Genomic DNA, 14026 nt, shown 5'->3' on the forward strand with positions numbered 1-14026 from the left:
CTACTCATGCCAAATCACCTGGCGCAGCCGCTATGTCGGATCGGCCTTCATTACCCTCAATCGCGAGATGCGCCAACGGCTCAGGGGGTCCAGGATCCAGCCGGGCCGCGCCGAAGGGCATGAGTAGCCGGCGACGCTGTGAGACCTTCGGCATACGTCGCTCCAGGATTTTAACGAGCCGCAGGCAGAGCACCGCAGTGGCTAAACCAGCAGCCTTCTTCAATCCGACTCGCCAGTTCACTTCCAAATCTGTACAAATTAGCGTTATAGAATATTTGAGGGGGCGATGATGTGGACCCGTGAGAACGCGCGCTACGCATTGGTTGCATTCTTTTTGGTCGCAAGCAGTGTTTCCGCCTTCGCGGCGGAAAATACTTGTGAGTGCAAAAAAATCAGAAAGCGTCGGCTAGCGGAGAAGGGACATGCTCGGTAGCCGACCTGTCCAGTAAATGCACCATCACATTCGAAGCTGGGAATGCGAAGGCCGCTGCTCTGCAAGAGATTGAAAAGCAGGGCTTTCTCAACGGTCTGCAGTTTCTCAAAAGCGGTGACGGCGACCCAATTACCCAGGGACTACGATTCCTGAACGACCCGAAGGATGTTGTCGGACCAGCAGTCAGCGATCCCGCAGCGTTCGCAAATACTCTCTTCTTAGCGCTTTCGCCCGCAATCGCGCAGGCCGATCCCTCGGCGTTGAAGCTTTCACTCGACCTACTGCAGAGCAATTCCCAGGACATCGCTACCACGTTCGCAAATTTTGATGTCAATTCTCCCAAGCTGATAAACGGCATTAGCGATAGCCGCCTTTTTGTGCAGCACGGGTGTGTGGCCGTGGTTAGTCCGGGGTGGCAGGCATTCTTGAAAACGGATTGGTCTTCAGCTTCTCCAACAGGCTGCATACCTCAATAAAAGAGTGAAGCTATGCTTGCAGACATTTGGGATGCGGTACCTAAGGTTCAATCGACGTTCACGCTCGTGGCCTTTCTTGCCGCTGCTTCCTTTTCCGCCTACGCATTATTCCTTCGGCATCGAGCCTCAATAATCTCTAAAGCGGCTCCTGACCAGCAACGTGAGCTAGTAAACGCCCTGAACGAGTCATTCCACATCAATACCGATGGGATGTCTCAAATTCAAAAATACAATCTCGCTATTCAGACGCTTAAGGAGCGGAGAGCCAGGTTGACGACTTGGCTTGTATTCAGCGTGGTCGTGCTACTTATTCTAACTGGTTGGACGACCTATTCCACTGTACAGAATTTGGTGTCGTTCGAAGGCAAACTCTCAGCGTTAGTCGCCTCGATGAAGGATGACCCGAATTCTCCAGCCGTCACAAACTCGTCTGACGTTTCCGACTTTTGGGTTTCCAGCACGACAGCCGCGTCGTCGCGAGCGCTAATCCTGCGCATTTGCGAGACCAACGTTTGTCTAATATGCGCACAAGATGGCGTAACGGTTAAGGTCTCTGCGAAGGGGCCTCTCAAATCGTACAAAGACAAGCAGGGCGTTGCCCTTAAAAGCTGTCAGTAAGTTAGCCGTCCTTCGATCTTGTCTTCCTCGTCCAACATTTGCGGCGCCGGCAAACAAGCGTTGGCGACAAGCCAATCACCGACTATCGTTCCACTTGGGCGCGCAGCTCTGCCGCTAGGCTGGTCAACGCGTCAATCAGTGCGTCGGCTGAACCCGCCGTCGGAGCAACAGCGCGGCGCGTCGCAACATCACCGGACGGCGCGCGAGGCGATGTGCGCGTCGACACCATGCCATTCGAAGTCAAGAACATCTGCGGCGCGATCGCGGCCACGATCGTTCAGCGGGCGTCGGAGTCTTATTTCATGCGATTATCGATCCTTGCGAAAGCGAAAGCGAACCCTAGGGTGAGATCGCATCAAGACAGAATTCTCCTCGAGCCACTTTCCGGGCGTCTTTTGATCGTAAACGGGACTAGTAGGTTGCTCGGTCTCGGCGTTGGCTGTGCCGACGATGACAACGTACGCCGGGAAATTGTTCAGGGCAAAAAGATGAACCCGAACGGCAATATAAATTAGCCCGCCGGCCTCAACCTGAGCGACGTAGAGTTCGTGGATATCGTAAGCGGCATCGTCGGGCCGTCCGATGATGTCCGCACCGATGTATCTCCTGATCCACTTGCCTCTGTCTCTAAGCACGTATTCGGAAGTCAGCGGGGAGAATTTTCCCTTTAGCAGAGCATGTGCATAGGCGAACGCGATCCGATTGATGAATCGGAAGAACTGGTCAAACTGATAGCTCTTGGCAGCCGGCACGCTTCCAGGTCCCAAATTTGCTAGGCGGTCTTGATAATCTTTAAGTGGAGACCAGAGTGCGAGATCCACCTTCGTGTTGCCGCTGACCGGCTTGTTGTCCAGGATCAATGGGCGATGATTCAAGCAGGTCAGCCAGATCGCGACCGGCAGGCCATCCTCCTTTACTGGAATAGTGGTCTCCTCAGCGTCGCGCGTGACAGTGAGATTGAATTCATTAGGCCATTTTCGGCCATTCCCACGCTTTAGGCCAAGTATTGCACGCGTATCTCCGTAGGCTTGGCTTATGACGCGCCCCTCAAACGCGGATGTGATTTTTTCGCAATCATGGCAGCTCGCCTTGGAGTAAACCAACCGTCCGCCAATTCCATCGGGAATGATATGCTCGTCTCGAAGACCGCGCTCTCCGCCCTCACGACCGCAATAGATGCATCGAGCTGGGGGCGCGAATGATCTAGGGGAAGTATGATTTCGCGGCAGCTTTACCACTGGCGTCATCTCGACTCACAGACCGATGTATAGCCGAAATCGAGGCTCCTGCGGAGTCGGTCCGCGCGACCGCAGGGCTTGTTCGGCGGTCGATCTGAGACAGACCCGTGGGGACATCGCCACATTGGGCGCGACACAGCCTGGTCACTCGCGGCTCGCGGAGCAACGCGCAAGTTGCGGACATCACGCGGACACAGATATGCTCCGGGCAATGAGCATCTCTATCACCAGCCTAAGGCCTTGTATTTTCAGCGATTTTGGTGATCCCGACAGGAATCGAACCTGTGACCTACAGATTAGGAATCTGCCGCTCTATCCTACTGAGCTACGGGACCACGCGGCCCGACACATAGCCCCTTCGGATCGTTTCGCCAAGAGGGCCGGTCGAACGCAATTCGGCCGGCGATTTTTATGGCCTCAGGCGGCTAGCGCCGTCTCCGCCAGTTTCACCCAATAGCTCATGCCGTGCGGGATGGCTTCGTCGTTGAAGTCGTAGGCCGGGTTGTGGAGACCGGCGGTCTCGCCATTGCCGATGAAGATGAAGGCACCAGGCCGGGCTTCCAGCATGTAGGAGAAATCCTCGCCGCCCATCACCGGCTGGATCTCGCGGTGCACCTGGGCATCGCCCGCCACGTCGGCGGCCACATCGCTGGCGAAGACGGTCTCATCGGCGTGATTGAACGTCACCGGGTAGTTCGCGTCGTAGTCGACTTCGATCGTCGCGCCATAGGCAGTGGCAAGTCCCGCGCAGATGGCGCGGATCCGCTCTTCCGATTTCCTGGCCACCTCCTTCTTCAGCGTGCGCACGGTGCCGGCGATCTCGGCCGATTCCGGGATGATGTTGTATGCGTCGCCGGCGTGGAACTTGGTCACCGACACCACCACCGCCTCGACCGGATCGGTGCTGCGCGAGGCGATCGTCTGCAAGGCGCCGACCAACTGGCTGGTGATGACGATCGGATCGATCGTGCCGTGCGGCATCGCCGCATGGCCGCCGCGGCCTTTCACGGTGATGGTGAATTCGGCCGTCGCCGCCATGATCGGGCCCGGACGAATGGCGAACTGGCCGACCGGCAGGCCGGGCATGTTGTGCATGCCGAACACTTTAGCGATGTCGAAACGCTCCATCATGCCGTCCTTGACCATCTCGTTGCCGCCGCCGCCGCCTTCTTCCGCCGGTTGGAAAATCACCGCCACGGAGCCCGTGAAGTTGCGCGTCTCGGCGAGATATTTCGCCGCACCGAGCAGCATCGCGGTGTGGCCGTCATGGCCGCAGGCATGCATCTTGCCCGGAACGGTCGACGCGTAGGGCTTGCCGGTGATCTCCTTGAGCGGCAGTGCATCCATGTCGGCGCGCAATCCGATTGTGGGGCCTTCCCCCTGACGGCCGCGAATGATGCCGACGACGCCCGTCTTGCCGAGGCCGGTCACCACATCGTCGCAGCCGAACTCTTTCAGCTTTTCCGTGACGAAAGCCGCCGTCTTGAAGACATCGAAGTTCAGTTCTGGCGTCTGGTGCAAATGTCGTCGCCAGCCGGCGACTTCGTCCTGCATTTCGGCGGCGCGGTTGAGGATTGGCATGATGGTTCCATTTCGTTGTTGGTGCAGCCGGCTTCAGCCTGGTGGTTTGCAATTGGGCCCGGGGTGCCTTGCAATTATGATTGTCAGGCGCTTTGCCATGTTGGCGTCACATAGGGTAAATAGCACCGCAATAATGCGGTCCGGTTTTTGAGGGTCGGATCCTTATGCTGGCGGTCACGTAATGAAATCTTACGGAGCCAGGGGCAATCAGGGCAAGAGGCGATTTCGGATTCGATCATGCGGTACAGGCATTTCCTCAAACTATTCCCGGCTGGCGCAATCATGCTGTCCGTCCTGGCTGGGCCAGCGCTGGCCAATCCGGTGGTGGTCTTCGACCTGAAGAGCGGCCAGATCCTGCAGCACCAGGATGCGTTCAAGCGCTGGTATCCGGCCTCGCTCAGCAAGCTGATGACCGCCTATGTGACCTTCCGGGCGATCGCGGCCGGAGAAGTCCAGCTCGATTCGCCGATCAAGGTGACCAAACATTCCGCTGGCGAACCGCCAAGCAAGATGGGTTTCAAGCCCGGCTCGGTGATGCGGCTCGACAATGCGCTGAAGATGATGCTGGTCAAGTCGGCCAATGACATCGCCATGGCGGTCGGCGAGAATGTCGGCGGCTCGCAGGCAGCCTTCGCTGAAAGGATGAATGCCGAGGCGGCCAGGCTCGGCATGAACGGCACCCATTTCGTCAACCCGAACGGCCTTTACTCGCCCGACCAGTACACGACGGCGCGCGATCTTTCGATCCTGGTGATGGCGATCCGCCGCGAGTTCCCGCAATATGCGCCGTGGTTCTCGATCGAGGGGCTCGCGGTCGGCAAGAAGGCCATTCCGAACTACAATCTCCTGATCGGCCGGTATCCCGGCGCCGACGGCATGAAGACCGGCTTTGTCTGCCCGTCGGGCTTCAACATGATCGGGTCGGCGACCCGCAACGGACGTACGCTGGTGGCGGTCGTGCTTGGCGAGAAGTCGGCGGTCAGCCGTGCCGAAACCGCGGCCAAATTGCTCGATCAGGGCTTTGACGCGCCTGCCGCGGGGTCCACCACCGTCACCACACTCGCGCCCTACGGTGATCTGATCTCGCCCAACGACATGCATGACGAAGTCTGCAAGAAGAAGACGAAGGCGGAGCAGTCCGAGGCGCCGCCGCCGGCCGCCGCCAAGGACCAGCCTAAATCGCCCTATCGGGAGAAGCTCGATCATGTACCGACACTGGTTGCCGTCGGCCTTGGCGGCGCGACGGGGCCGGCGCCTAAGGCGATCCTCGACGAGGGCGCGCAGGAATATGCCGACGTACCAATCCCGACCTGGCGGCCCGACAAGCCGGTGCCCGCCGGCACCGGCCCGAAAGTCGTGGGTGCCGCCGCGCAAGGCGACCAGCCGGCCAAGGTCGCGAATTAGAGCATGATCCGGCTTTCGCGAGAGATCATGGTCAAATTAGAAGACAGAACCAGATGAGCGGTTTCCCGATCCCAGTCTCGGTGCTGACCGGCTTTCTCGGCGCCGGCAAGACGACATTGCTCAATAGGCTCCTGAAGGATCCGGCGCTCGTCGACACCGCGGTCATCATCAACGAGTTTGGTGAGGTGGCGATCGACCATCTGCTGGTCGAGCAGGCCTCCGACGGCATCATCCAGCTTTCCGACGGCTGCCTGTGCTGCACGGTGCGCGGCGAACTTGTCGACACGCTGGCCGACCTGGTCGACCGGCTGCAGACCGGCCGCATCGTCCGGCTTGGCCGCGTCATCGTCGAAACCACGGGATTGGCCGACCCCGCGCCGGTGCTGCAGTCGATCATGGCCCATCCGGCGCTGGTCCAGGCCTTTCGGCTCGACGGCGTCATCACCCTGGTGGATGCGGTCAACGGCAATGCCACGCTCGATGCGCATGTCGAGGCGGTCAAGCAGGTCGCCGTGGCCGACCGCATCGTGCTCTCCAAGGCCGATCTGGCCACCGGTCACGGCGACCTCGCCACGCTGCGGGCGCGCTTGCGGCAGATCAATCCCGGGGCTCGAGTGCTCGATGCCGGGGAGACGAAAACCGGGGTGGCGGCATTGTTCGACTGCGGTCTCTACAATCCTGCGGCCAAATCCGCCGACGTGCGGCGCTGGCTCGGCGAAGAAGCCGCGCATGATCACCACCAACGTGACCATGACCATGAAGGGCATAACCATGCCCATCGCCACGATCAGCGCGTAAAAACCCACTCGCTGGTGCATGACGGGCCGGTGCCGTTTTCAGCCATCGAGATGTTCCTCGATCTCCTGCGTTCCACACATGGCGAGCACCTGCTGCGGATGAAGGGCGTCATCGAATTGCAGGAGGATCCGTCGCGGCCCTTGGTCGTGCATGGCGTCCAAAAGATCCTGCATCCGCCGGTGCGGTTGCCGTCCTGGCCGGACAGCCAGCGCGGCACGCGGCTGGTGCTGATTACGCTCGACATGCCGGAAGACTATGTGCGCCGGCTGTTCGCCGCCTTCACCAACCGGCCTTCGGTCGACACGCCCGACCGCGCGGCGCTGGAAAACAATCCCCTGGCGATCGCCGGGCGTTGAGCTTTACGGGCGCTGTTGGCCGCGTTCAACCAGAAAGCGATGGCCACCGGACATCGCCGCCGTCTCGATCAACTGATGTCCGCTGTCGGCGCAGAAGGCAGGAATATCGATGACAGCCAGAGGGTCGGTGGTTTCGAGCCAGAGCCTGCTGCCGGGCTGCATCCCGGCCAGGCGCTTTTTCGCCTTGAGGACCGGCAAAGGGCAGTTCAGCCCCTTGAGGTCGTAGATAGCTATCAGTTCGGCCAAGGTGAAAACCTCAGCCGCCGAACATGCCGAGCAACTTGTTCTTCAGCTTCGTAACCCGGCTTTCATCGGCGCTCGCCGCCTGCGTCTCGGCTGCCGGCGCGGCCTCCGCCGGGGCCGCGATGGTCGCGGGGGCAACCGGAGCTTCCTTGGCGGCCTTGGCCGCTTCCTTCGCAGCCACGGCTTGCGCCTTGGCAGCTTCCTTTTCGGCCAACGCTTGCGCCTTGGCGGCTTCCTTCGCCGCTTTTGCCGCTTCTATCGCCGCCACCCGCTCTCGCTCGGCCTTCTCCTTGGCGGCCTTTTCGGCTTCGAGCGCGGCCATCTTGCGGCCGGCGGGCGAATCGATGCGGCCCATGCGCGACGTCTCGGTCACCGAACCGTCGGTGTTGAGCGACGGCGGATCGATCGGCACGCGCTCGCCACGCGCCCGGCGCTTGGACCAGTCGGAGACGATGCTCGCTTCCTTGATGCCGGCAATCGTCGGCTTGGGTGGCGGCACACTGGCCTTGAGCGCGCTGTTGAAGGCCGAGTCATAGGTGCTTTGATAGGCGTTATAGGCGCTCCTAAGCGAATCCGGCTGCGTGGTCGCCGGGCAGGGGCCGGTCGGATTGAAGGTCTGCCCATCGGGGGCGACCTGGTTGAAGACGTAGCGCTTCTCGCAGACGTCGACTTTCGGTGGCACCTTGGTGACCTCGAAATTGTCGTAGCCGACTTTCAGCATCTTCCAGAATTCGTAATTCGGGTCGTTGCGGTAGCGCGCCATGTTGGCGGCCGTCATGCGGAACGGAAAAGCCTGGATCTGGAACTCGGTCTGGCCACCCTGGAAGGCGTCGCGGCCGAAGGCGTAGATCTGCTCGATCTGGGCGTCGGTCATCGAATAGCAGCCCGATGACGAGCAGGCGCCATGCACCATCAGGTTCTGGCCGGTGCGGCCATTGGCACGATCATAGGCGTTGGGAAAGCCGATGTTGAACGACAGATGGTAATTCGAGCGCGGATTCATCTGCGACGGGCGAACCGTGTAAAAACCTTCCGGCGCCTGGCGGTCGCCTTCGGTGTATTTCGGGCCGAGCTTGCCCGACCATTTGCAGATGTCGTAGCTCGCCACCATGTCGTAGCGGCCATTGGTCTTGGCCTTCCAGATCTCAAGCTTGCCTTCTTCCTTGAAGATGCGCGCCATCACCGAAGAGGTGCGGACCATGCCCTTGGCTCTCATATCGGCAAGGACCTTGTCGGGCAGCGGCTTGTTGGCTTCCGGGGCAAAGTCCTTCATCGACGAATCATTACAGCCCGCGACGGCAATCGAGGCGGCAAGAACTCCAGTGCGGGCAAGCTTGGCAAACATGGATAAGGCTATGTCTTTTCTTTCGGGCCAATGGCTTCGAAACGGCCACACCCGCATGCTGAACACTGACGGACCGTAAGCCCGTTAACCTTGAAAATTCCTTACCGCAAGGCTCGGCCGTTCTCCCGCGGTGATTTCATTGAACCGAATGGGGCGGCATTTTTGTGGCGAAATTGCTCATCGCCGCCACATTGGCGTGGACAGGCAGCTTCCGTCTGCCTTGTTCCGCCGCCCAAAAGGCGTCAGAGGCTGCGGCCCATCGCCAGATACTTCTCGCGGCGCTGTTCGCGGAAATCGGTGTTGGCGCCGGCGAATTCGTTCATTGTCTTGGCTATGAGATCGCCGGTCGCGGCAATCACCGTTTCGGGCGCGCGCTGGGCGCCACCCATCGGCTCGGGGATAATGGCGTCGATGACCTTCAGTTCCAGGAGATCCTGCGCGGTGATCTTCATGTTGGTTGCCGCGTCCTTGGAGCGCGTCGTGTCACGCCACAGGATGGAGGCGGCACCTTCCGGCGAAATCACCGAATAGATGGCGTGTTCGAGCATGTAGACGCGGTTGGCGGTGGCGATCGCGATAGCGCCGCCCGAACCGCCTTCGCCGATAACCACCGAGATCGACGGTACTTTCAAGCCAAGGCAGGCCGAGGTCGATCGCGCAATGGCTTCGGCCTGGCCGCGCTCCTCGGCGCCAACGCCGGGATAGGCGCCGGCCGTGTCGACCAGCGTCAAAAGCGGGATCTTGAAACGGTCGGCCAGTTCCATCAGCCGCACCGCCTTGCGATAGCCTTCGGGGCGTACCGAACCGAAATTGTGCTTCAGGCGGCTCGCCGTGTCGGAACCCTTTTCCTGGCCGAGAATCGCGATGGGCTCGCCGCGGAAACGGGCAAAGCCGCCGACGATCGCCTGGTCCTCGCCGAAATTGCGGTCGCCGGCGAGTGGCGTGAAGTCGCTGAACAGGCCCTTGATGTAGTCGATGCAGTGCGGCCGGTCGGAGTGGCGCGCCACCTGCACTTTCTGCCACGGCGTCAGCGCCTTGTAGAGTTCGCGCAGCGCGTCGCGCGAGCGCTTCTCGAGCCTGGTGATCTCATCGGCGACATCGACCGCCTCGCCGTTCTCGGCAAGCTTCTTGAGTTCGAGGATCTTGAGCTCAAGATCCTGGACCGGCTTTTCGAAATCGAGGTAATTGTACATGCTTGGGCGGACCGATACGTCGGAAGGCAATGACAGCGGAACCGTTGAAACCAAGGCTCCGGGCGGTGAAATGTCGTCCTCACATAGCGATATGAGGCCTAGTCGGCAAGCGGATGATGCTCGTTGACCAGCCGCACCAGCCGCTCTTCCAGCACATGGGTGTAAATCTGTGTCGTCGATATGTCGGCATGGCCAAGCAGTTGCTGAACGGCTCTCAGGTCGGCGCCGTTCTGGAGGAGATGGCTGGCGAAAGCATGGCGCAGCACGTGCGGCGAGATTTTGGCCGAGGCGATGCCGGCGCGCGCCGCCAATCCTTTCAGGTCACGGGCAAAGACCTGGCGCGAGAGATAGCCGCTGTCGGATGCCGCCGGAAACAGGAACGGGCTGTTGGCGAAGGCGGGCAGCTTGGCCCGGGCTTCAAGCCAGTTCCGCATCGCCGCGCGCGCCTTGGCCGACAGCGGCACCATGCGTTCCTTGTCGCCCTTGCCGCGTACCATGAAGAAACGGTCGTCGCGCTGTGCCACCGTCACCGGCAGGCCGACCAGCTCGGAAACGCGCAGTCCGGTGGCGTAGAGCACTTCGACCAGCGCATGCAGGCGCAAGGCCGCCAGCCTGTCGGCGTGGCCGAGCCCATCATCGCCGGCTTCCTGCGCGGCGCGGTCGATCAGCCGGCCGGTTTCGGCCTCGCTCATCGTCTTAGGCAGCGGGCGGCCTTTTTTCGGGCTGTCCAGCGTGCCGGTGGGGTCATCCGCGCGCAGGCCCTCGGCGTAGAGGAACTTGAAGAACTGCCGGATCGCCGACAGTTTGCGCGCCTGCGAGGTCGGCGCGAAGCCACGCGCGGCGATATCGTCGAGATAGGCCCTGATGTCGGCGGCGCCGGCGCGGGCAAGTCCGCCATCGATCCCCTCGGAAGCATCCTCGAGATCGCCGCGATAGGAGGAAAGCGTGTTCTCCGCCGCTCCGCGCTCGGCGCTCATCATTTCCAGGAAGGCCTCGATGCGAGCGGCGCTGTTCATGTCCTTGAGGCGGTTCCGAGTCGGTCTTCTTGGGGTTCAGTTTTTCTTCGGATTGAGCTTTTCCGGCGGAATACGCACGCTCATCTCGGCTTTTTTCGGCTCGACGAACATCACCAGCGCGAACATCGTACCATAGGCAATGCCGGCCAGAATCGCGAGGGTCACGACAAAGCGAAACAGTGTCGGCATTCAGTTCTCGCCCGTCTTCTTGTTCTGCGTTTCCAAACCCTGTGCCCTTATGGGACGCCAATCCGGCCAATTCAAGGAAGAAGCGGACCCTGTTAGCAACTCCTGACGCAAGCGTCGCTCTGTCCATATCGGCCCAAGGCACTCGGCACGCTTGACGCAAACCGGCTTTTCATGTCGATACGCCGGCAAAGAGGGCCGAAGAAACAGCCGATGAACGCGCTACAGGCAAATCCCCCAGGCGAGACCCATGGCACGCTGCTTGGCCGGCTGGGCAGCCGGTCCATCGTCTTTGTCGGGCTGATGGGCGCCGGCAAGACGGCGATCGGCCGCAAGGTGGCGACCATGCTTTCGCTGCCCTTCATCGACAGCGACCAGGAGATCGAAAGCGTGTCGCGGATGACCGTGCCGGAGCTGTTCGAGCGCTATGGCGAAACCGAGTTCAGGGCCTTGGAACAGCGTGTCATCCTGCGCGTGCTGGAAAACGGTCCGCAGGTTCTGTCGACCGGCGGCGGTGCCTTCATGAACGCGCAGACGCGCGAAGCCATCGCCGCCCATGGGGTCTCGGTGTGGCTGAAGGCCGAGCTCGACCTTCTGATGGACCGCGTTTCCAAGAAGCAGAACCGGCCGCTCTTGAAAAGCGCCGATCCCCGTGCCGTGCTGGAGCGGCTGATGGCGGAACGCTATCCGGTCTATGCGACCTCTGACGTCACCGTGCCGACCCGCGACGATCGCAAGGAGGTCATCGCGGCCGAGGTGATCGAGGCGCTGTGCCGGCATTTCGGCATCGATGCGATAGCCGCGACGGGCGAGGTCGAATCATGAGCGCGGATCAGCCAGTCACAGTCGAAGTCGGTCTGGGCGACCGTGCCTACGACATATTGATCGGCTCCGGCCTGCTGTCGCGCGCCGGCGTTGAGATTTCGCGCCGGCTGCCGGGCACGCGCGCCGCTGTGGTGACCGACGAGAACGTCGCCGCCGCGCATCTCGATACGCTGAGGGCCGGGCTCGAGAAGAGTGGCATCCAGCCCGCGATCATCACGATGCCGCCCGGCGAGAAGACCAAGAGCTTTGCCCATCTCGAGGCGGTGGTCGACGGCGTCCTGGCCGCCAGGCTGGAGCGCGGCGACGTCGTCATCGCGCTTGGCGGCGGCGTCATCGGCGATCTCACCGGTTTTGCCTCCGGGATCGTGCGGCGTGGCATGAATTTCGTGCAGGTTCCGACCTCGCTTCTGGCGCAGGTCGATTCTTCGGTCGGCGGCAAGACCGGCATCAACAGCCCGCGCGGCAAGAACCTCGTCGGCGTCTTCCTCCAGCCCAGGCTGGTGCTGGCCGATACCGAAGTGCTCGATACGCTGCCGATCCGCGAATTTCGCGCCGGCTATGCCGAGCTTGCCAAATACGGGCTGATCGACCGGCCGGATTTCTTCGCCTGGCTGGAAGCGAATTGGGAAAAGGTGTTCGCCGGCGGACCGGAGCGGGTCCAGGCCATTGCCGAAGCCTGCCGCGCCAAGGCCGATGTCGTTGCCCGCGACGAGTTCGAGACCGGCGACCGCGCTCTGCTCAACCTCGGCCATACGTTCGGGCACGCGCTCGAAGCCGCCACGCAGTATGACGGGACGCGCCTCGTCCACGGCGAGGGGGTCGCCATCGGCATGGCGCTGGCGTACCGGTTCTCCTCTCGGCTCAATCTCGCCAGCCCCGACGACGCGGCCCGCGTCGAGGCGCATCTGCGTGCCGTCGGGCTGCCGTGGCGGATGGCCGACATTCCGGGCGACTTGCCCGATGCCAATGCGCTGCTTTCATTCATCACGCAGGACAAGAAAGTGTCGCGCGGTGCGCTGACCTTTATTCTGACGCGCGGGATCGGCGAGGCTTTCATCGCCAAGGATGTGCCGGCCTCGGAAGTGCTGGCGTTCCTCAGGGAAAACCATCCAGACAACGGGAAAGCCGGCTGAGATGGACACTGGCTGGGTCGTCTTCGCCGTTCTTGCCATCCTCGTCATCCTGGTCGTTGCCGTGCGAACCCGCCTGCTTGCCATGTTCGGCTATGAACTCTCGCGCATCGAGCCGCAGCGGTCGAGTCAGGACGAGTTGCGCGGCGCGGTCGACGATTTTCGCCGCGACGGCCAGGTGGTGCGTGAGGATCGCGACCGCATCGGCGGCCTGTTCGACCTCGAAGAGCTCGAAGTTTCCGACGTCATGGTCCACCGCACGAATATGCGCTCGGTCAATGCCGACAATGCGCCGGAAGCGGTGGTGCGCGAGATCCTGCAGAGCCCGCACACCCGCATGCCGCTCTGGAAAGGTTCACTCGACAACATCGTCGGCGTGCTGCACGCCAAGGATCTGCTGCGCGCGCTGAACGAAGCCGGCAATGATTTCTCGCGGATCGACGTGATGAAGATCGCGTCAAAACCGTGGTTCGTGCCCGACACCACGACCTTGCAGGAACAGCTCAACGCCTTCCTGCGCCGCAAGGCGCATTTTGCCGTCGTCGTCGATGAATATGGCGAGGTCGAAGGGCTGGTGACGCTGGAGGACATTATCGAGGAGATCGTCGGCGAGATCGCGGACGAGCACGATGTCGACATCCAGGGCGTCAAGCAGGAGGCGGACGGCTCCGTCGTCGTCGAGGGCACGGTGCCGATCCGCGACCTCAACCGGGCGCTCGACTGGAACCTGCCGGACGAAGAGGCGACGACGATCGCCGGCCTCGTCATCCACGAGGCGCAATCGATCCCCGAGGAGAAGCAGGCTTTTACCTTCCACGGCAAGCGCTTCGTCGTCATGAAACGCGACAAGAACCGGATTGCCAGGGTCAGGATCCGGCCGGCCGGCGACAGTTAGATCGGGTCAGTGTTTGATAGGATCGCCGAGCCGCTCCAACTCTTTGTTTTACGAGATTCCGGGCGGAAAGCCGCTACGCACTTTTTCCTGGAATTGCTATCGAGCCGTCGCCTTACCAATCCTTCGCGGAAACCCCGCCCGCCACGATGCATTCTTCGCCGATGACGATCGATCGGCGAACCTTGCTCCTGGCCTCGATGGCTGCCTTGTTGCCAACCCGCACGAGAGCGGCGCGAGATACGCCATCCCCGGAAACTGTGGCCTACGGTCAGGCCAAGCAGCCGCGCTG

13 protein-coding genes and 1 tRNA gene are annotated in these 14026 nt (G+C 61.5%); 6 read left to right on the forward strand and 8 right to left on the reverse strand.

Going from position 1 to position 14026, the window contains the following annotated elements; all coding sequences use genetic code 11:
• Positions 1-381 precede the first annotated feature (381 nt).
• Entirely contained in the window at positions 382-909 is a 528-nt protein-coding gene (locus tag X739_RS148475) for a hypothetical protein (RefSeq protein ID WP_023795011.1), read from the forward strand.
• Between the two features lie 926 nt (positions 910-1835).
• Here X739_RS148475 and X739_RS148465 read toward each other — a convergent pair.
• The 3 genes from X739_RS148465 to X739_RS148455 form a co-directional block, all read right to left on the reverse strand.
• Positions 1836-2774: an HNH endonuclease gene (locus tag X739_RS148465; RefSeq protein ID WP_084056341.1), complete on the reverse strand. Its 939-nt coding sequence runs from the start codon at positions 2772-2774 to the stop codon at positions 1836-1838.
• Between the two features lie 249 nt (positions 2775-3023).
• A tRNA-Arg gene (locus X739_RS148460) sits at positions 3024-3100 on the reverse strand.
• Positions 3101-3182: 82 nt separating this feature from the next.
• Entirely contained in the window at positions 3183-4346 is a 1164-nt protein-coding gene (locus X739_RS148455) for a M20 aminoacylase family protein (protein ID WP_015315488.1), read from the reverse strand.
• Positions 4347-4583: 237 nt separating this feature from the next.
• On the opposite strand from X739_RS148455, the gene X739_RS148450 reads away from it, so the two are divergent.
• Positions 4584-5750, forward strand: coding sequence for a D-alanyl-D-alanine carboxypeptidase family protein (locus tag X739_RS148450; RefSeq protein WP_023795014.1), 1167 nt, complete (start codon positions 4584-4586; stop codon positions 5748-5750).
• A 53-nt stretch (positions 5751-5803) separates the two neighbouring features.
• Positions 5804-6904 carry a GTP-binding protein gene (locus tag X739_RS148445; protein WP_023795015.1) on the forward strand — a complete coding sequence of 367 codons (1101 nt, stop codon included), beginning with the start codon at positions 5804-5806 and terminating at the stop codon, positions 6902-6904.
• Positions 6905-6907: 3 nt separating this feature from the next.
• On the opposite strand, the gene X739_RS148440 is transcribed toward X739_RS148445, so the two are convergent.
• From X739_RS148440 to X739_RS148420, 5 genes are all read right to left on the reverse strand, one after another.
• Positions 6908-7150: a sulfurtransferase TusA family protein gene (locus tag X739_RS148440; protein ID WP_023783603.1), complete on the reverse strand. Its 243-nt coding sequence runs from the start codon at positions 7148-7150 to the stop codon at positions 6908-6910.
• Positions 7151-7160: 10 nt separating this feature from the next.
• On the reverse strand, positions 7161-8492 hold the full coding sequence (locus tag X739_RS148435) for a murein L,D-transpeptidase family protein (RefSeq protein WP_023783602.1): 1332 nt from the start codon (positions 8490-8492) through the stop codon (positions 7161-7163).
• Between the two features lie 242 nt (positions 8493-8734).
• Positions 8735-9685 (reverse strand): acetyl-CoA carboxylase carboxyltransferase subunit alpha, encoded by a 951-nt coding sequence (locus X739_RS148430; protein WP_023770831.1) that lies wholly within the window; start codon positions 9683-9685, stop codon positions 8735-8737.
• A gap of 98 nt (positions 9686-9783) precedes the next feature.
• The gene (locus X739_RS148425) at positions 9784-10701 is read right to left on the reverse strand and encodes a site-specific tyrosine recombinase XerD (protein ID WP_023795016.1); all 918 of its coding nucleotides are present in this window, start codon (positions 10699-10701) and stop codon (positions 9784-9786) included.
• A 36-nt stretch (positions 10702-10737) separates the two neighbouring features.
• A complete protein-coding gene (locus tag X739_RS148420; protein WP_015315495.1) occupies positions 10738-10890 on the reverse strand; it encodes a hypothetical protein in 153 nt (50 codons plus the stop codon).
• 210 nt (positions 10891-11100) lie between these two features.
• Between X739_RS148420 and X739_RS148415 the strand changes: the two genes are divergently transcribed.
• Genes X739_RS148415 through X739_RS148405 form a run of 3 tightly spaced genes read left to right on the forward strand, consistent with a single transcriptional unit; the run spans position 11101 to position 13737 of the window.
• Entirely contained in the window at positions 11101-11712 is a 612-nt protein-coding gene (locus X739_RS148415) for a shikimate kinase (protein WP_023770828.1), read from the forward strand.
• Positions 11709-12845: a 3-dehydroquinate synthase gene (gene aroB, locus X739_RS148410; RefSeq protein WP_023770827.1), complete on the forward strand. Its 1137-nt coding sequence runs from the start codon at positions 11709-11711 to the stop codon at positions 12843-12845. Before X739_RS148415 ends, aroB begins: the two co-directional genes overlap by 4 nt.
• Position 12846: 1 nt before the next feature.
• Positions 12847-13737: an HlyC/CorC family transporter gene (locus X739_RS148405; protein WP_023770826.1), complete on the forward strand. Its 891-nt coding sequence runs from the start codon at positions 12847-12849 to the stop codon at positions 13735-13737.
• Positions 13738-14026: the final 289 nt, after the last annotated feature.

The organism is Mesorhizobium sp. LNHC209A00 (assembly GCF_000502915.1).
Taxonomy (GTDB): domain Bacteria; phylum Pseudomonadota; class Alphaproteobacteria; order Rhizobiales; family Rhizobiaceae; genus Mesorhizobium.